Origin of the sequence: Okeania sp. KiyG1 (genome assembly GCF_014132355.1) — a bacterium.
Lineage (GTDB): Bacteria > Cyanobacteriota > Cyanobacteriia > Cyanobacteriales > Microcoleaceae > Okeania.
Genome location: NZ_BLZO01000005.1, coordinates 1 through 19887 on the forward strand (window position 1 = coordinate 1; position 19887 = coordinate 19887).

Annotated in this window: 14 protein-coding genes and 1 pseudogene; 12 read left to right on the top strand and 3 right to left on the bottom strand. The window is 42.5% G+C overall.

Going from position 1 to position 19887, the window contains the following annotated elements:
- Positions 1-4432: Ig-like domain-containing protein (locus SAGCYANO_RS00285; RefSeq protein ID WP_202218259.1), on the bottom strand; the 4432-nt coding region annotated here is incomplete at its 3' end.
- Positions 4433-4916: 484 nt separating this feature from the next.
- Between SAGCYANO_RS00285 and SAGCYANO_RS00290 the strand changes: the two genes are divergently transcribed.
- Together SAGCYANO_RS00290 and SAGCYANO_RS00295 are read left to right on the top strand one after the other, a co-directional pair.
- On the top strand, positions 4917-6668 hold the full coding sequence (locus SAGCYANO_RS00290; RefSeq protein ID WP_202218260.1) for an iron uptake porin: 1752 nt from the start codon (positions 4917-4919) through the stop codon (positions 6666-6668).
- Positions 6669-7379: 711 nt separating this feature from the next.
- Complete coding sequence (locus SAGCYANO_RS00295; RefSeq protein WP_237395460.1) at positions 7380-7787, top strand: hypothetical protein; 408 nt, start codon at positions 7380-7382, stop codon at positions 7785-7787.
- Between the two features lie 140 nt (positions 7788-7927).
- On the opposite strand, the gene SAGCYANO_RS47205 is transcribed toward SAGCYANO_RS00295, so the two are convergent.
- Positions 7928-8050: a hypothetical protein gene (locus tag SAGCYANO_RS47205; protein ID WP_255502430.1), complete on the bottom strand. Its 123-nt coding sequence runs from the start codon at positions 8048-8050 to the stop codon at positions 7928-7930.
- On the opposite strand from SAGCYANO_RS47205, the gene SAGCYANO_RS00300 reads away from it, so the two are divergent.
- From SAGCYANO_RS00300 to SAGCYANO_RS00315, 4 genes are all read left to right on the top strand, one after another.
- Positions 8025-8645 carry an alpha/beta hydrolase gene (locus SAGCYANO_RS00300; protein ID WP_202218262.1) on the top strand — a complete coding sequence of 207 codons (621 nt, stop codon included), beginning with the start codon at positions 8025-8027 and terminating at the stop codon, positions 8643-8645. The two genes, SAGCYANO_RS47205 and SAGCYANO_RS00300, sit on opposite strands and share 26 nt — an antisense overlap.
- Positions 8646-8733: 88 nt before the next feature.
- Positions 8734-8946 (top strand): DUF2555 domain-containing protein, encoded by a 213-nt coding sequence (locus tag SAGCYANO_RS00305; RefSeq protein ID WP_202218285.1) that lies wholly within the window; start codon positions 8734-8736, stop codon positions 8944-8946.
- Between the two features lie 314 nt (positions 8947-9260).
- Entirely contained in the window at positions 9261-10469 is a 1209-nt protein-coding gene (gene coaBC, locus SAGCYANO_RS00310) for a bifunctional phosphopantothenoylcysteine decarboxylase/phosphopantothenate--cysteine ligase CoaBC (protein ID WP_202218263.1), read from the top strand.
- Positions 10441-10608 carry a hypothetical protein gene (locus SAGCYANO_RS00315; RefSeq protein WP_202218264.1) on the top strand — a complete coding sequence of 56 codons (168 nt, stop codon included), beginning with the start codon at positions 10441-10443 and terminating at the stop codon, positions 10606-10608. Before coaBC ends, SAGCYANO_RS00315 begins: the two co-directional genes overlap by 29 nt.
- Positions 10609-10794: 186 nt before the next feature.
- Here the strand turns inward: SAGCYANO_RS00315 and SAGCYANO_RS00320 are convergent.
- Positions 10795-11527: pseudogene (locus SAGCYANO_RS00320) on the bottom strand (IS1 family transposase).
- Positions 11528-11961: 434 nt separating this feature from the next.
- Here SAGCYANO_RS00320 and SAGCYANO_RS00325 point away from each other — a divergent pair.
- From SAGCYANO_RS00325 to lanM, 6 genes are all read left to right on the top strand, one after another.
- Positions 11962-13182 carry an RNA polymerase sigma factor gene (locus SAGCYANO_RS00325; RefSeq protein ID WP_202218265.1) on the top strand — a complete coding sequence of 407 codons (1221 nt, stop codon included), beginning with the start codon at positions 11962-11964 and terminating at the stop codon, positions 13180-13182.
- 51 nt (positions 13183-13233) lie between these two features.
- The gene (locus SAGCYANO_RS00330) at positions 13234-14121 is read left to right on the top strand and encodes a C1 family peptidase (protein ID WP_202218266.1); all 888 of its coding nucleotides are present in this window, start codon (positions 13234-13236) and stop codon (positions 14119-14121) included.
- Between the two features lie 234 nt (positions 14122-14355).
- Positions 14356-15963, top strand: a complete 1608-nt coding sequence (locus tag SAGCYANO_RS00335; RefSeq protein WP_202218267.1) for a hypothetical protein — start codon at positions 14356-14358, stop codon at positions 15961-15963.
- A 246-nt stretch (positions 15964-16209) separates the two neighbouring features.
- Entirely contained in the window at positions 16210-17307 is a 1098-nt protein-coding gene (locus tag SAGCYANO_RS00340) for a phosphotransferase (RefSeq protein ID WP_202218268.1), read from the top strand.
- A 20-nt stretch (positions 17308-17327) separates the two neighbouring features.
- Positions 17328-18380, top strand: coding sequence for a T3SS effector HopA1 family protein (locus SAGCYANO_RS00345; protein ID WP_202218269.1), 1053 nt, complete (start codon positions 17328-17330; stop codon positions 18378-18380).
- Positions 18381-18382: 2 nt separating this feature from the next.
- On the top strand, positions 18383-19657 hold the full coding sequence (gene lanM / locus SAGCYANO_RS00350) for a type 2 lanthipeptide synthetase LanM (RefSeq protein ID WP_202218270.1): 1275 nt from the start codon (positions 18383-18385) through the stop codon (positions 19655-19657).
- The last annotated feature ends 230 nt before the right edge of the window (positions 19658-19887 follow it).

A 19887-nucleotide genomic window follows, 5' to 3' on the forward strand; every position in this document is an offset into this window, starting at 1 on the left:
CTGCTACTGGTGTATCTCCTATTCCATCATTGTTTGTGTCGTTTAATTTGGTTCCACTAATATTTGCTGGAATATTATTCGCTATATTTGTCAAATCTACCTGGGTCAAATTGACAATTGTATCTGTGGGATTGATGGTAATGGTTGGTGCTGGTTGTTGTTGAGTAAATCCTGTTGGGGGAATGTCTCTGATACTATATGTTCCTGGTGCTAGATTAATATTGTTGAATTGGTACAATCCATTAATATCGGTTGTGGTCTGAATTTCGTTATTATCCAGGATGTTGTTGTCGTTGCTATCTATATATATGGTTATTCCTGCTACTGGTGTATCTCCTATTCCATCATTGTTTGTGTCGTTTAATTTGGTTCCACTAATATTTGCTACTGGTAGTTGTTGCTGCTGGTTACCAAAATTGACATTAAAAGTATCCTCAATACCCAATACTGCTCCATCATCAATTGTAATTAATGGATTTAAAGTAGTTTGCTGAAAACCATCTGGTGCTACTTCCCTAACAAAATATGTATCACTTGGTATATTGCTGGTGAAAAATCTGTAGTTACCTTGCTCGTCAGTAATAGTAGAAGGATCGCCATCATCCAAAATTTCGTTATTATTGATATCTATATATATAGTGACACCAGCTAATCCTGGTTCACCCTCATCCAGAATACCATTAGCATTAATATCATTAAATTTTCGTCCACTAAAACCAAAACTGTTACCAATATTAACCGTAGCATTAGGTTGTTCTGAATTGAGATTAACTGCTACTGCTTCTTGAGTAGTCTGCAAGAAACCCTGTTGTGGTACTTCCCTAACAATATAGTCACCAAATGGCAAATTGTTGAATGAGTAAGACCCATCAGTAAAAGTAAAAGTTTGCAATTCACCAGCATCTAAAACACCATTTCCATTAGTATCTAGATAAATAGTGAATGGTAAACCTATTTCACCAGGTAGCTCTTGAATTCCATTTTGGTTATCGTCTTGGAATTTTACCCCACTAATACTGCCAGTTTCTATAACATCATTATCAATAATTGTGCCTATTCCTTGGCCATCTAGAATATTGCCACTAGAAGCACTGGTAAGATTTACATTAAATATTTCGTTGCCTTCATTTGCTTCGTTATCATCGATAATCGGAACTGTTATTGTAGTGCTAGGTGTTCCAGGTGCAATAGAAGCAAAACCTAATGTAGTCCCAGTATAATCGTTTGGTGCTGTAGCACTTCCATCACTGGTACTATAGTTTAGATTAATAGTTTGGTTACTTTGCGGGTCTACAGTAACTGTGAATATAGCATTACCATCACCTTCATTGACTATGACATCATTAATACTAATATTTGGAACAACAGATTCGTCATCATCTATAATTGTACCTAAACCGATACCATCGGATATAACTGCGTTAATAGGATTACTCAAATTAACATTAAATATTTCATCTGGTTCGTCAATCTCATCATTTAAAATATCTACTGTAACTGTGGCAGTGGTTTGAGTTTCTGGAATTGTCACCGTATTATTAACAGCAGCAGTATAATCTTGTCCTGCTAATGCTGTATCATCACTGGTGCTGTAGTTAACTGTTACATCATTAAAAGTAGGTTGAGATAAACTGATAGTAAATTCTGCTGTACCCGCATTTTCATTGACTGTAACATCATTAATCGATACAGTTACACTATCATTATCAATAATTTCTACACTAGCACTGTCAAGGATAATTGCTGGAATCTCAATAATTTCATTGACTAAGTTAAGAGTCAGATTCTCGATACCTTCGGGTGCTGCATCATCATTCACAGTTACAGGTACATCAGCAAAAGTTTGACCTGGAGAAAAAGTAACAGTAATTGTTGTGTTATCGAAGTCTTGCGTACCTAATGTTGTATCTGTAAAAGGAGTGGGGACACCTGTAGCTGTGCCATTAATTAATTGCACTTCTACCGCAGCACTACCGCTTGTATCTCCGCTACGTTGAACTTGTATCGAATCACCTGCTAATGTACCATCTTCATTAATACTGTATAAGTTGTTTGTAAAAGTAAAAGAGGGTGGTAGTGAATTAACACTAACCGTAACCGTGGCCAAATCTGTGCCACCATTACCATCATCAATAGTATAAGTAAATGTATCTGTACCTGTAAACCCATCTGCAGGAGTATAAGTAACTGTGTTATCTGAGTTAACAGTAATATTGCCATTATTAGCAGAATTACTATCTACAGTAGAAAGAGAAATGTTATCCCCATCAGGGTCGCTATCATTTGCCAAAACATTGATAATAACCGAAGTATTAGAAGTAGTAGTAGCAGAGTCTGCTTCAGCATTAGGCGAAGTGTTTCCAGGAGCAGCAGCAGTAACAGAAATACTCACCGTTGCCGTATCTGTGCCACCATTACCATCAGTCACAGTATAATTAAACGTATCTGTGCCGCTGAAGTTAGTGGGTGGTGTATAAGTAAACGTGCCATCATTATTGAGAGAAACACTACCTCCATTGGTACTGCTAAGTTCAAAGCTATCAATGAGTACGGTGTCGCCATCAGGGTCAGTATCATTGCTCAGAAATGGAAATGTTACCGGAGTATTTTCCGCAGTGCTGACATTATCATCCCCTGCTACTGGTGGGTTGTTGTCAGGAGGAGCGACACTAACCGTAACCGTGGCCAAATCTGTGCCACCATTACCATCATCAATAGTATAAGTAAATGTATCTGTACCTGTAAACCCATCTGCAGGAGTATAAGTAACTGTGTTATCTGAGTTAACAGTAATATTGCCATTATTAGCAGAATTACTATCTACAGTAGAAAGAGAAATGTTATCCCCATCAGGGTCGCTATCATTTGCCAAAACATTGATAATAACCGAAGTATTAGAAGTAGTAGTAGCAGAGTCTGCTTCAGCATTAGGCGAAGTGTTTCCAGGAGCAGCAGCAGTAACAGAAATACTCACCGTTGCCGTATCTGTGCCACCATTACCATCAGTCACAGTATAATTAAACGTATCTGTGCCGCTGAAGTTAGTGGGTGGTGTATAAGTAAACGTGCCATCATTATTGAGAGAAACACTACCTCCATTGGTACTGCTAAGTTCAAAGCTATCAATGAGTACGGTGTCGCCATCAGGGTCAGTATCATTGCTCAGAAATGGAAATGTTACCGGAGTATTTTCCGCAGTGCTGACATTATCATCCCCTGCTACTGGTGGGTTGTTGTCAGGAGGAGCGACACTAACCGTAACCGTGGCGGAATCTGTGCCATTATTACCATCATCAATAGTATAAGTAAATGTATCTGTACCTGTAAACCCATCTGCGGGATTATAGGTAACTGTGTTATCTGGGTTAACAGTAATATTGCCATTATTAGCAGAATTACTATCTACAGTAGAAAGAGAAATGTTATCCCCATCAGGGTCGCTATCATTTGCCAAAACGTTGATAGTGACCGAAGTATTGGAAGTAGTAGTAGCAGAGTCTGCTTCAGCATTAGGCGAAGTGTTTCCAGGAGCAGCAGTAGTAACAGAAATACTCACCGTTGCCGTATCTGTGCCACCATTACCATCAGTCACAGTATAATTAAACGTATCTGTGCCGCTGAAGTTAGTGGGTGGTGTATAAGTAAACGTGCCATCATTATTGAGAGAAACACTACCTCCATTGGTACTGCTAAGTTCAAAGCTATCAATGAGTACGGTGTCCCCATCAGGGTCAGTATCATTGCTCAGAAATGGAAATGTTACCGGAGTATTTTCCGCAGTGCTGACATTATCATCCCCTGCTACTGGTGGGTTGTTGAGTTGAGAAGCAAAGAGCAAATCTTCTTGCAAAACTCCCGGATAACTTACCAAAACCTCTTGCTCAAACGCCAAACCATTCCCAACTTCCCCAACTTTAACCCCAAGTTCCCAACTACCTCCCAACTCTGCGCAACCAACAGGACCAACAGCACTAGCAACACCCACCCCTGTCAACTCATGGAACTTGCCCACAAAAGCTCTACCAATATCTCCCGCAGCTACCTCGCAACCATACAAAAATATCCCACCAGTTCCAATGACCTCACCCCACCTTTTCAACTCTGCTCCATATTCACCTAAGTTGGAGAAGCTGAACTTGATGTTACCCAACTGCAAACTACCAGGAGAACCGTGACAAACAATATGCAGACTATTAACTGGATAATCCAAAATAGCTCTACTTATTTGCCTGACCTCATCTTCTTCCGAGTTCAGAATCACAACTTTTGCTCCTGGCAAAACCCCCGATGCTAACATTTGATAATTTTCTACCGTGGGGTCAATAATTACCAACATTCCCATACCAGGTGGCCAAATACTCACACAATGGCTATTACTTGCCAACTTTTTATCGAGAATTTCTTGGTTGTGATTTTGGTTTAAAAAGTTCATGGTAAATATTTGTGAATCTGTTTTTTTTTGAGGATTTTTCCTGACCAATTGGATAGTAAATTTTGGATAAATTGCGTGCGAAAGACCAGGTTTAAAGCCTTAATCAAATCAATAAATTGGCGATATTCAAGAGTAGAGTAAGAAGCTAATTCGCTACTAATTGTTATAAGCACAACCTCTTGATACCAGTATTTATACTGTTTAGTTTTTTATTATTTGTGAATTTTATAATATATAAATAACTAACACAACGGCAATAAAAATAATATTAAATTTTATTTCTTCCCCACTCCCCTACTCCCCTGCTCAAGATACGGGTTGAAAAGTTTTTGAGAAATGAATAGTATTAGCTAGGGCGAATGCCATTCGCCCCTACGGTTGCTGAAAGAAGATATTAATGATATAAACGTCTTAAATTATTATGTACTGAAAGCAAAGTACAGCAATTTCAATAAATATACCGATAATATGAGGACAAAATAAAATGGGAAATAAACTTTTATTATCTTTAATCTCAATATTTATTTTAGGGCTTCCTTTAACATGGACAAAATCTGCAACTGGATTAACACAAATAAATTCTACAAAAGTTAAACCTCAAGATGAGTCTTTTCCCCATTTACTATCACCACCAATATTACAGAGTTCAAATAACTCCCATTCTGTTTCTTCAACAGTTAGAAAAAAAACCCTACAACTAGCACAAACATCAGATGAATATGACGACCTTTCAGAACTAGACCAAGTAAACTCTGTATCCCAACTTTCAGATATTCAACCTACTGATTGGGCATTTCAAGCATTACAATCATTAGTAGAACGTTATGGCTGTATTGCAGGATATCCAGACGGCACTTATAAAGGCAACCGAGCTATGACCCGATACGAATTTGCTGCTGGGTTAAATGCTTGCTTAGATAGAATGACAGAATTAATTAGCCAGTCTACAGTAGACTTAGCGAGTCGCGAGGATATGGCTGCCGTTCAACGTTTAGTCGAAGAATTTGCTCCAGAGTTAGCTACCCTCCGTGGTCGAATAGATGTACTTGAAGCTCGCACCACAGAATTAGAAGCAAACAGGTTTAATGGCACTACAACAATATTTGGTGGAGAAGTAATATTTGGTTTAACCAATGGTTTCGGTGGAGAAGATATAGAAAATGCTTTTGGCAGACGTGGAGACGGAGACAAAAACACAATTTTTAATTATCTAGTACGACTGCAAACAGCTACAACCTTTACAGGTAAAGACCGCCTACGAATAGAATTAGGTGCAGCAAATTTCAGTTCATCAAATTTCAGTATTGGTGGTTTTGCAAGTCCCCAGTCATTTAATACAGATATGGCAATATTATCTTATCAAACAAATACAGATGACGAGCTTCAGATATTTAAGTTGGAATATCGTTTTCCCGCTTTTGGCGATCGCGTAGTCTTCACTTTCCGTCCTGTCAACTTCAGCTTAAATAGCGTCCTCACAGCTAACTCCCCTTATTTTGATGCAGGTCGTGGGTCTATTTCCCGGTTTACTGACTCTAGTCCCATATTTAAGATAGGTAGATTAGATTCTGGTTTGGGTTTTGACTGGTTAGTTACTGACAAAGTACGTTTGCAAGTTGCCTACGGTACGCGGGATAGCGAAAACCCTGGCAACGGTCCTACAGGCCAAGGTGGCATTACTGATGCTGGTCACAGTGCGATGGGAGTCCAATTTTTAACTGTACCCTTTGATAATGTGTTGACTGGTGTGACTTATATTAATGCTTATTCAGAAGACGGTTATTTAGATACTTTTACTGGTAGCTTAAATGCTGATACTTCTGGAGGGTTAGGTCTACCTGCTAATATTAATGCTGTGGGTGGTACAGTGCAGTGGCGAGTTTGGGAAAGAATAACTCTGGGTGCTTGGGGAGGGTGGGTATTTACAAATTATATTAATTCTGATGCTCATGCTACTTCTAATACTTATTTATTTTCTGTTGGTATGTCTGACCCTTTTGGTCGTCAAGGAGATTTATTTGCTGTTTTATTTGGTAAACCTTTAAAATTGGTTGATGGAGATAATGGCATTCAAGAAGATGAGAATACTTCTTATCATATTGAAACTTTTTATCGGTATAAAGTTAACGATTATATCACAATTACTCCCGGAGTTTTTGTAGTAACTAATCCAGAACATAATGAAGATAATGAAACAATTGTAATAGGAGTTTTACGGACAACTTTCCGCTTTTAGCCTTGAAAAAGGAAGAAGGAAGAGGGAAGAAGGGGAGTAGGGGAGTAGGGGAGTAGGGGAGTAGGGGAGTAGGGAGTAGGGGAGTAGGGGAGATTGAAGTAATTATAGAATTATCAACATATACAACATATATTATATAACCGGATTCTATATCAATAAACCTAAAAGAAAAAGATAATTCATTAATTGATAATTGATAATGGATAATTGATAATTACCTCTGGTTAAAACCGCTCTTGATTGAATATAAGGAAATATTATTTCTTCTCTTGGTCGATTGGATATGGCGAGGAAACCTCGCCATCCCTCGACCGCTTTTTCCCCTTAAAAGGGAGGCTTTAAACCATAATTATTTAATTACTAATTATTAATAATTAATAATTCGGTAAAATTAGTAGGACTTACGCATAACAACGTATTTTCCTCTGAAGCGACCGACAGGGTTTGCGGAACATTCCGGGATGGAAAGCAATCTCAAGTCCTAGTTTTTCCTATCTCATCCGTAAGTCATGATTAACAAAAAATTTAGAATAACTATATTTATCCATGAATAATAGCTTTTTGATAGCAGTAATAAACAGAAAACAAACAAGAGTAAAGGTGCAACAAAAAAGAGCAAAATATTTGGGAAGAAACAAAGGCAAAATTCAGAATTCCCTTCTGCCTTCTGCCTCCTGTCCTCTGCCTTTCCCGATAAATTCAATTAATAAATTGATATGTTTCCTTCTTTTTTCTTCTTTTTCCCTTAGCTTAATATCTGTAGCTTACGCTCAAGAAGAAAATTCTAGAGAACCAGCAAAAAAACGTAGAATCAGTGTACCATTTTTTGAAGAAGAGAGAAGACTAGATTTCACTGGCTTTTCTAATAGTTTCTTAAATGATGCTCTCGGTGGTACAGGCAACCCCATGAGTGGCAACACTCCACCTGGGTCTGATTTTACCATGTCTCCAAATGTATCTGACTCCGAATTTTCCGACCCTTCTCGTGGAGTTCCCCCTCGTGGTGGAATGATGAGAGGTCCTCAACCTGCTGCTGGTAGCTCTGGCGATCGCGTACCATCTCAACCTATAACTGGAGGTGGAGGTAGAGGTATTTTTCAACAGTTACCGCCGAGGTAATATGGAGTGTGGGGAGATGGGGGATGGGGAGATGGGGAGATGGGGGGATGGGGAGATGGGGGGATGGGGAGATGGGGAGATGGGGGGATGGGGAGATGGGGGGATGGGGAGATGGGAGGATAAAGAAATATTTGGCAATGTTAGCCTTCCTTCTTCCCTGTTCCTTCTTCCTTCTTCCTTCTTCCTTCTTCCTTCTTCCTTCTTCCTTCTTCCTTCTTCATATAACTTATAACTGAAATGACCCAATTAACTTCAATTACCATCTCACCTAATAATGAACCTACAGGTTTAGTTGTTCTCTTACATGGCTGGGGAGCTAACTGTAACGATTTAACACCTTTAGCAAAACAGTTGAATTTGCCTGATTATAGGTTTGAATTTCCAGATGCTCCGCTACCTCATCCTCAAGTTCCAGGGGGAAAAATGTGGTATGACTTAGAGAATTTAGAAGAATTCAAAGGTCTGCCTGAAAGTCGCCAAATATTAATTGATTGGCTAATTTCTCTAGAAAGTAAAACAGGGATACCTTTATCTAAAACTATTCTATGTGGCTTTTCTCAAGGTGGGGCAATGGCTATGGATGTAGGAGTAACTTTGCCAATAAAAGGTTTAATTATTTTAAGTGGGTATCTACATTCTCAACTTCAACCATCAGGAGAAAAATTACCACCTGTTCTAGTTACACATGGTACACAAGACCCAGTTGTACCTATTGAACAAGGAAGACGAACGCGCGATACTTTCACAAGTCTGGGGGCAAATATACAATACCAAGAATTTAATATGGGACATGAGATTATTCCAGAAATTGTAAAGTTAATGCGAAGTTTTGTTATAGATACTATGGCAAAAGTTTAGAAAGACTATTATATTAAATGGGAGTGTTATTCACACTCCATTTTAATTAATGCTTTCAGCAGATGCCATTTCAGGGAGGTTGGTTTTGATGCAAACTATAGCCCGTTCTTTACACGAGGTTGCTAATGTAACTGCGCAGGATGTAGCTAAGTTAGCTTTACGTTTGGAGGAAGATGATTATCAAAATCCTTTTGACGGGTTGAGTGATTGGCACCTGCTACGAGCGATCGCCTTTCAACGTCCAGAGTTAATTGAGCCTTATATCCATTTATTGGATTTAGAGCCTTGTGATGAGGCTTGAGGCAAATATGGGGAGCGCATAAGTCAGTAATTTAATTATTTTATCAAATTTGAGAGTGTTGGTTTAGAAAAAAATAACCAAGGTTTTTTCATCTTGGATAGTTTTTACCCAACACTCTTATTTATTTAGGGAATAGGGAGAAATAATTAATAATTAATAATTAATAATTAATAATTAATTGTTGAACAGATGTCTATAGCAACAGAAGTAACAGTCACTATACAAAATTATGCTTAGTAATCATTGGCCGTGAAAATCTATTCCCTGTTCCCTGTTCCCTGTTCCCTCTCTACTTTTCAAGACAAAAAAATGTTATGACTAGAAGAGTTTTAATCAGTATTTGTGGTGGTATAGCAGCTTATAAAATTTGTGAGGTAGTTTCTACTCTCGTAAAATCTGGAATTGAGGTGCGAGCAATTTTGACAGATTCTGCTCAACAGTTCATTACACCTCTAACTTTATCCACTCTCTGTCGTTATCCAGCTTATACAGATCGAGATTTTTGGCAATCTACTCACGGACGTCCATTGCATATTCAGTTGGGTGAATGGGCAGAAATAATAGTCATTGCTCCTCTCACAGCAAATACTTTGGCAAAATTAGTATACGGTTTAGCAGATAATTTGTTAACTAATACAGTGCTGGCTTCTAGTTGCCCAATTTTATTATCTCCGGCAATGAATACTGATATGTGGGAACAACAGACAGTACAGCGAAATTGGCAACAAATATTGATGGAAAAAAGATATTATGGTATCAGTCCAAATATGGGAATATTAGCTTGCGATCGCATTGGTCAAGGCCGAATGGCGGAACCAACAGAGATAGTGACAAATATAAAATCTTTGTTATATACAGCAGGTAAAAGAGATTTAGCAGGTAAGAAAATATTGATTAGCGCGGGTGGAACGCGAGAACATTTGGACCCAGTGAGATATATCGGCAACCCTTCTACGGGTAAGATGGGTATAGCTTTAGCTAAGGCAGCATTGCATCGGGGTGCAAGTGTCACTTTGGTGCATAGTATTTCGGGAGAGTTGCTGTTATCAGGGATAAAAACTGTGGAGGTGGTGAGTGCTGCTCAGATGCGACAAGCAATGTTATCTCATTTTGGTGAAGCAGATATAGTGGTGATGAGTGCAGCAGTAGCAGATGTTAAACCTGCTGAGTATAGTAGTGAGAAGTTGCCGAAGCGATCGCTACCAGATTTATTACCTTTGACACCTGTACCGGATATTGTGGCGGAGCTAGGGCGGTTAAAGCAGCGCCAGCAATATTTGATTGGGTTTGCGGCACAGACTGGAGATATTGTTGCACCTGCGTTGGAGAAGTTGCAGGAGAAAAATTTAGATGCTATTGTTGCTAACCCTATTGACCGAGAGGAAGCTGGTTTTGGTAGCGATACAAATCAAGGAATTTTTCTGGATGCTGAAGGTGGTCGGCGAGATATTCCGTCTTGTAGTAAGTTAGAAATGGCTCATAGTTTGTGGAGTTTTGTCTTGGAGAGCGGAGTGGGGGAGTAGGGGAGGTGTGGGAGGTGTGGGAGGTGCGGGGAGTGTGGGAGATGTGGGAGGTGTGGGGAGATGGGTAGATCGAGAAAGATTTGGCAATAAAATACTTTTTATTGATTTACAATTTGTCGGATTAGGGCCATCACTATAAACGAATTTTGGGCTAAATGTTTTTTTGGGCCTTTAGCTAATTAATAATTCTCCGCAAGCAAGTAATAGAGAAAAAAAGATTGCAGCGATCGCCTGTCTACTTAACAGCAATAAGGCAAATCGAAGAGACTGTTCTTGCGTAATAGTTAACAGAGTAACTAAACAGGCGTTGCACAGTGACGAATGATTATGAGAATTGAGGAATTTGCCGATGTTTCAAATAATAGATCAGCAGCCGAATTGATCTATACAGCATATCAATGGACTTGGAGTAGCACAAAGTTTTACGATGTAACCTAGCTAGATAGTGTCTTAGACGGCAGTTTTCTCCTTCTACTCTCGTCATCGCTGCGCGTGCTGACTAGATGATAGTGCTCCGCACCGCTAACGCGAACGCAATCATCTATTAAACAGGGATAAACCTTGTATCCATCTGTAATATACAGAAAACACCCAACCGTGAATCATCTGCCATAATATTGTAAAGGTAACGGCGGAGCGATCGCCTATCACAAACTTAATAATTCCTGGCATTTGGCTATTCACGACTGTCCAGACCTAAATTTTGTTTTTTTTGAGCCGATAAAAGTTTGCAGTTCATCTATTTGAGCAGTTTCAGGTATTTCATAGTTATCGTCAGAAATCTGTGCTTGGTGCAAGCCGTACCCAGTTAAGCACTGTGTTATGGGAAATACCAGTCACTCTATCAATGGCTCGGAATCCCATGCCAAATCGCGGACATTTTTACACAAAGCTCTTTAACATCAGAACTATAACCCGCAGGAGAGGGACTTTCTCGAAAGCGTAGCTCCTCCGTTAGGAGGCAATTGACGGCCACAGTCACGGCACAGATAACTCTGTTTTCCCTGACGATGACCATTTTTCACTACTTTATGGCTTTGACAATAAGGACAATCCATTTTTCCATGACATTCTAGAATATCATTCTCTATTGTGCAACACCCTGCCCTCTGCCTTCTGCCTTTCATATATATTAGTTTTATAGGGTTGACAAATAATTTTGCTTATGCAAGTATAGCAGTTGCCCTTTTGTGTATAGTCGTTATCACTCCTCTCAAATTTAGTCACAGCAATAATTTTGACTTCCTTGGAGCCTTCTACCTTCTGCCATCTGCCCTCTGCCTTATTGCCACTATAGTGTAAGTATTCTACCAACTTGGTATAACCTCTACCCTTTGCCTCTCCTACCTTCTGCCCTCTGCCCTCTACCTTCTGCCTTCTCCTCCCTTAAACCCTATATGAAAACAAGCCAAATTGTATAGGGTTTTATAGGTCAAATCAGTAGCTACCCTTACGTCATTGTTGGTAGCAAGCAATATCCAGGGAGCAGATAATGGAGGGTACTTTAACGGGGCAAGACAACGACCTACTCAGATCTCAGTTTTGGGAAAAATGGACTGAATATCAGGACCAGCTTTATCGGTGCTGTCTTAAGTTTATGAACTCTAACCCAACAGATGCCGAAGATGCCTTGTCTCAGGCAATGCTCAAAGCTTGGGAAAAGGTACAGAAATATGCTGGGAAAATCGATAACTTGAAGGCTTGGCTATTCAAGCTGACTAGCAACCTCTGTATTGATATCATCAGAAAACGTTCTAGAGGAGCAGTAGGTGTTGAAAGTATTGAATGGGTGGGGGATACTGAGGAGATAGGTATAGGTTCAACGGTTGCGTCGCCAGAGATTTGTCTGGAGAGACAGGAGCAATCTACTGAGATACAACAGGCGATCGCTAATTTACCAGAAACCTTGCGGGAAACTTTTATTTTACATTTTTATCAAGAGCTGACCCATACAGAAATTGCCCAACGCCAAGGGATATCCTACGATAATGTGTGCAGGCGAATATATCAGGCGAGGAAACTGCTCAAAGAGAAGTTGAGCGGATATTTTCGAGGTGCGGAGGAGGATGTCATATCTAGTCCGGTTGAGTACTTAGGCATTGGTGGAAAGAAGGCAGAGGGCAGTTCAGCGAAGCCGTTGCCGCAGGCTGGGCAGAAGGCAGAAGGGAAGGAGGAAAGTTGCAAGTTAGACTCCCATGAACTTTCTTTCACAACGAAGGAAGAAAACTCTGGTGTCCCCGCGTCTCCCTGTCTCCGCGTCCCCGCGTCCCCGTGTTTCCCTGTCTCCGCGTCAGTCCTAACTAAGGGTATTCAAGAGGACATGATATTAGTGGGAGACGGAGACAGCAATGGACAGAATAAGATAGGCATTAAAGAAGTAATAGTAGAAACATCGCCTACTGTTCGGGAAACGGGAACGGTATCGGTAGAGACGTGCAATCCCAATCGCCTAACAATAAAAGGTGAACCACAGCAACAATCACCTATTTACCCATTTCGCTTATGTGGGATATGCTTGCAATGGGTCAACGCTTCACTAAGAAATCGCCGTTCTCAACGCCTCCCTACGCCTCAACCGAACTCTTTAAAGATTAATAGAAAAAATCAGAAAAAAAGAGAACTTCCGTCTCTTAAACAGAATAGTAAAACTAAAACGAAAGGTCTAGGGTTTGGAAATTTTGAAGATTTTCTACTTAGAGTTTTCTTGGCTTGACACGTTACGGGTTAGTTTTGCATAGCAAGTTCAGTAAAACCATAAATTTCTATGTTGATTTTCAATGGTAGAGAATGGATTGGTACAGGTTGGGTACCTGAGTTGCCTGATATCAACGACAAGAATTTGGAGACAGAAACAGTCAAAACATTTTTACAGAGAGTTGGATATCAAACACTTCTTAGTAAGGTTGACTTGCGCCGAGGGTTTCCACCAGTGTATGACCAAGGTCAGATCAATGCTTGTCAATCTAATGCTTGTGTGGCTCTGGCAGAATACTTTCAGCAGCGAACTTTCGGCAAAACTCTAGATGGTTCCCGAATGTTTATCTATAAAGTAGCCCGACAACTAGTTGGCCAATATGCAGATAAGGGAGCTTATAATCGCAAAGCGATGGAGGCATTAACTTTCTTTGGCGTACCGCCAGAAAAGTTTTGGCCTTACAATCCAGCCATAGTCAACGCCGAACCTCCGGGTTTCTGCTACGCCTTTGCAGAAAACTTCAAGGCGACACAGAGTTATCGTTACGATCAGCCTAACGTTAATCCTGAAACACTGCTAGCGATCGTTAAAGACCAACTCGTTAAAAATTTACCAGCGATGTTTGGTTTTCCCTTATTCCCATCGATCGCACAAGCTCATATCACAGGTAAGATTCCGACTCCTGACCCCACGGAAAAGCCAGCAGGTCTTCATACCGTGGTAGCAGTGGGTTATGACGACAAGATAATCATTGAAAACCGGACTCCAGGTTGCCAGAGAGAAGAAGGAGCACTGTTGATTAGAAACTCCTGGGGCGAAAGATGGGGAGATGCCGGATATGGCTGGTTACCTTACCAATACCTATTGTCAGGGTTAACCAGTGACTGGTGGTCTTTGTACGATATGACTTGGTTGGATCAAGAACAATTTAACCAACCGGTTGCTGAGCGAGAGTAATCAGCAAGTTAGTATTTCCAGAAACTTCAAGCGTTTGCGTTAGAAAGCAGACGCTTTCACAGAGCATTGTCCTCCAGCTATGAGTTGGGGGAAGGGATAGAGGGTGGGTAAATCAGGCGATGAGGAATGCGACTGGAGACAAAACTCTGAAAGCAGGAACCGTCTGCTTGAACTCAATGGAAGCCTCTAAGAGCTTCCTCGACTGAAAAACATTTACAACTGAGGATTTTTAACGTGTTACCGCAATATCAAATTGATGCTGCTAGGGCTTTAGCAGGCAAAATTCAGCAAGACTATCTAGGTGGTGCAGCTCCTGGAGGTAGACCACCAATTGTGCCAGTTCCTACTATATACACGGCAATGATTCCAGTATGCCCCCCTACCTCACCGCCCTATTGCCCAATCATTAATCCAACGGGAGCACAGGGTGCAGCTCCGGGTACTGAAGTTTATACAGCAAGTACTGTGCCACAGTGCCCACCTACCTTTTACGCTTGCCCGCCTACTAACCCTGTAATTTGCCCGGGGGCGGCAGCGCCGGGAACTGTAGCTGTTCCTACTATATACACGGCTCAGATTCCAGTGTGCCCCCCCACCTCACCGCCCTATTGCCCAACCATTAATCCAACGGGGGTACAGGGCGCAGCGCCGGGAACTGTAGCTGTTCCTACTATATACACGGCTCAGATTCCAGTGTGCCCCCCCACCTCACCGCCCTATTGCCCAACCATTAATCCAACGGGGGTACAGGGCGCAGCTCCGGGAACTGTAGCTGTTCCTACTATATACACGGCTCAGATTCCAGTGTGCCCCCCCACCTCACCGCCCTATTGCCCAACCATTAATCCAACGGGGGTACAGGGCGCAGCTCCGGGAACTGTAGCTGTTCCTACTATATACACGGCTCAGATTCCAGTGTGCCCCCCCACCTCACCGCCCTATTGCCCAACCATTAATCCAACGGGGGTACAGGGCGCAGCTCCGGGAACTGTAGCTGTTCCTACTATATACACGGCTCAGATTCCAGTGTGCCCACCAACCTCACCGCCCTATTGCCCAACCATTAATCCAACGGGGGTACAGGGCGCAGCTCCGGGAACTGTAGCTGTTCCTACTATATACACGGCTCAGATTCCAGTGTGCCCACCAACCTCACCGCCCTATTGCCCAACCATTAATCCAACGGGGGTACAGGGCGCAGCTCCGGGAACTGTAGCTGTTCCTACTATATACACGGCTCAGATTCCAGTGTGCCCACCAACCTCACCGCCCTATTGCCCAACCATTAATCCAACGGGGGTACAGGGCGCAGCTCCGGGAACTGTAGCTGTTCCTACTATATACACGGCTCAGATTCCAGTGTGCCCACCAACCTCACCGCCCTATTGCCCAACCATTAATCCAACGGGGGTACAGGGCGCAGCGCCGGGAACTGTAGCTGTTCCTACTATATACACGGCTCAGATTCCAGTGTGCCCACCAACCTCACCGCCGTATTGCCCAACCATTAATCCAACGGTGGCACAGGGCGCAGCTCCGGGAACTGTAGCTGTTCCTACTATATACACGGCTCAGATTCCAGTGTGCCCACCCACCTCACCGCCGTATTGCCCAACCATTAATCCAACGGGGGTACAGGGCGCAGCTCCGGGAACTGTAGCTGTTCCTACTATATACACGGCTCAGATTCCAGTGTGCCCACCCACCTCACCGCCCTATTGCCCAACCATTAATCCAACGGTGGCACAGGGCGCAGCTCCTGGCACCGTCCCAACCATTCCCGGAATTTGCCCACCAACCGTACCCCCAGTTTGTTATCCGACTTACTTCCCTGCTTGCTAATGGACTCTTCCTATAGCAGGGGCATGACAAGGTGCAGCCCCAGGTAATATCTACACTGATTGGTGTACCATACCTCCAGGATATTGCTAAGGAATCAGCATATCCAAGATCACTCAAGCTAGTACCGTAGCTTTTGATAACGTCTCAACGCTGCCATCCTGGTAGCGTTGGGGTTATTAGACAGCATCAGCTCAAATTTCACCAAAAAACCGGCACAAATTTGCCAACCGCCAGATAATTTACTCCATGGCTAACCCTACCAGCTCTATTGTCTATTACCTATTAGACCGGGGCTTTCTCACTTTTGAGTCCGTAGTTGATGGTGACTTGAAAGTGATTGAGCGCCCTACACGCTACCGTAACTACTTTATTCACCGCCAAAACCATCCCGGCTACTTCGTTAAAAAGCTTCAAGACACACAACCGGAAAACTTTGTTGTCTTACAAAAAGAAGCTAATTGTTATCAATTAGCCCAACCCAATGGAGTTCTTGCTTCCCTAGCTTCCCTGATGCCCAAATTCTATGGATTTGACCCGATGCGAGGCGTCTTAATTCTCGAACTGGTTTCAGGCTCTGAGGATTTGGGCATCTACCACCGAAGGGTAGGCAAATTTCCCATCGAAATTGGGGAGCAATTGGGACGAGCATTAGCTAGTTACCATCGTGCTGGTAGCTTTGCTTTCCGGGTTCCTAATCAACAGACTATCTTTCCCAAACAAATTCCCTGGATTCTCTCCATTTACGAAAACAACTTACAATATATTCCCCAAGAGGGAGCCTCTACCCAACTTCAGACCATTCTACAGCGCTATCCCGACTTTCCTCAGAAAGTGGAAGCTTTGCGTAGTCAGTGGCAAACAGATACCCTGATTCATGGAGACATGAAATGGGAAAACTGCCTAGTCTCTCCCGCTAACAACGGCAAGAGTGAATTAGAACTAACCATAATTGACTGGGAACTGGCTGATATTGGTGATGGCTACTGGGATGTAGCAGGAATTTTTCAGGCATACTTTAACTTCTGGATTTTGTCCATGCCAGCCACTGCCGAAATCTCACCAGAGCAGTTGGTTGCTCAGGCTCCTTATCCCTTGGAAAGCCTACAACCGGCAATGCAAGCCTTTTGGCAGGCTTATGTGGAGAACTTACCAGTTAACCAAGGGCAAGCAGAAGAGTTGCGGGAACGCTCCATGATGTATGCTGCCGTGCGTACCTTGCAAACGGTATTTGAATACACGAGAAGCTCAACCCAACTCACAACTAATGCTATCTATATGCTTCAAGTTAGTTTAAATATCTTGCAAAATCCCAAAGAAATGGTACCGATTTTGTTAGGAAATTAACTCCAAGAATAATATCAAACATGGAAGCACAACTGATTCCAGAACTGACAAAAATCTGCCAAGCAGTTAAGATTGCTTCTCCGACAGAAGCCTCCTTTGCTGGACGGCGGGTTCCTGAAGTGGGAATACCAGGACAACAACCTATGTCCCAGCAACAAATGCTGGCTTCTGGACAAAACCCCATGATCTGGCGCTTGCAGTCTCAGTTATATATGTACTGCTATTGTCAACAGTTCACCGGGACAATTCCTGAAGAACCGAAGCCAGACCATCCTTCTCAAGTCCAAGACCCTAACTTCCTACAAAGCCTTTCCCAAGCTAACACCAGTCGTGAGCGTTGGGAGAGCGGCTGGCAAATCTATCGAGTCGAAGCTTCGAGCCAAGTAATGGCTCAAAAGTTTGGCACTAACCGTATGTTCTGGCCTGGTCAGTTTTTCTGCCAGGAAGGAGCGGGAATGGCACCAAGGGTAGGAGCTAATATCAGCGTCTTTTTACCTAGGGAATCTTTTACCATACAACCGGGCTTTTACTATGTTTTCAGTGAAACCCAGATTGGGTACGAAGATGACTACAATCAAGTACGTTTCTATTGGCATCTCCAAGAACAAGGAGCAGCTACCTTAATCCGTTGCCTAACTCAGAAACTCAATCAGTTTCAAGTGCCGTTTCGCTTCAAATGCCTGACCTCTTGGAATAGTAATTTGCCTCGTTCTGACTCAGCAGTTTTATTTGTTAGCAAACGCTTTACTCAGATTACCGCCAGACTACTTTCAGAAGTCTATCCTAAAATCGAGAAGTACCTGGAACCTCGAACACCCCTATTTAGCAAACAACTTGCTCCAGGATTAGGACTAGCAGAAGACCCAAGTAATGGGGATAGCTTTGGCTTGAATCGTTGCCGTATTCTCGCCGAAGGTATCTGGAATGCCTATAGCAAAGGTCTGCAAACTGAGCGAGACCAATTGGGAGAAGTAATTCAACAATTCAACCAATATGGCATTAGTTTAGAACGTCCTTATTTGTCGGCTGGGTCAATTGAGCAATATCAATTTCCCAATTTATTTGTTGAGTAGAAATGATGAATACTACAGTACAAAATAGTTTTTTAGAAACAGCCAACGCCATTGCCGCTCGCCTCTGCCGAGACGCAATCTGGAATAGTAAGCGCTGCAACTGGTTGGGAGCATCAATGGACTATCTCCTCAACAATTGGACAGTGACTGAAAGTTCCTTTGGTCCAGACTTATACACTGGCACGAGTGGTATTGCCCTGTTTTTGGGTAAGATGTACCAGCTGACTCCTGAGAAACTCTATCGCCAAACTGCCGAAGCGGCGATCGAGCATACCCTATCCCGGTTACCAGAATTACCTCCAGAAGTTCGCAGTGGTTTTTACAGTGGTTGTACTGGTATTGGTTATATTTTAGTTCGCCTGGGGGAAATCTTTGACCATCAGGATTGGCTGGAAAAAGGACTAAAAATCTTAGCAGAACGTAGCCAGGATGACCTAAGTAAGCAACAGCTGGATGTAGTTAGTGGTATTGCTGGTGCGATTCCCGCTTTGCTCTCGGTTTATCAGCAGTATCCACAAGATGTCCTCTTAGAAGCAGCCAATCGCTATGGTGAATACTTACTGTCAAAAGCCAACAAAAATGATTATGGTTGGTCTTGGACTACTCTGGAAATGCCTGGTGAGGTTCAACAGCAAGACCTAACTGGATTTTCTCACGGAGCAGCAGGAATTGCTTGGGCATTACTGGAATTGTATCAACAAACCAAGCAAGAGTCTTTCCTGGTAGCAGCAGAAGCCGGTTTTCGCTACGAGCAAAATTGGTACAATCCTCAGTACGAAAACTGGCCAGACTTACGCAATTTTCAGCAAGGGACAACTACTGGCACTAATCCAACTCCCAGTTACGGAGTTGCCTGGTGTCATGGCGCACCCGGTATTGGTTTCTCGCGGCTGCGTGCTTATGAGATTTTAGGCAAACCAGATTACCAACACCAAGCGGAAGCTGCTATACGCACCACGATTAAATCCTTGCAGCAACCTGCCACCGGTGCAGAAAGTTATTGCTTGTGTCACGGTTTTACCGGCAATACCGAATTACTCCTTTATGCCAGTCGCGTCTTAGGCAATGCCGAATATAAATCCATAGCTGAGCAAGTTGGCTGGCGAGGCATTGAACATTATGAAAAGAACCGTATTCCTTGGTCTTGTGGAGTTATGGGGGGAGGAGAAACCCCAGGTTTGATGTTAGGGTTAGCAGGGATTGGTTATTTTTATCTGCGTCTGTATGACCCCCAGCTAGCGCCATCGATGTTGATTATTTTGCCAGAAACAGATTAAGCGCAGGTTAACCCTCATACAGGGTAACAAGTGGCTAAGGCGGCGATTGAGGACTACTCCTAGCTGCTCTTTAGCAAAAACGATCGCGCTCCTCAATGCAATCGTTTTTGCATTGTGCTCGTAAAGCAACACCAAATGCGATCGCTCTTTGTTGTCGTAGTTACGACGGCGAGCATCATACTAAATCCGCGTAATACGAGGTAGAGATGGTGTTGGGTTATGAAGAAAGC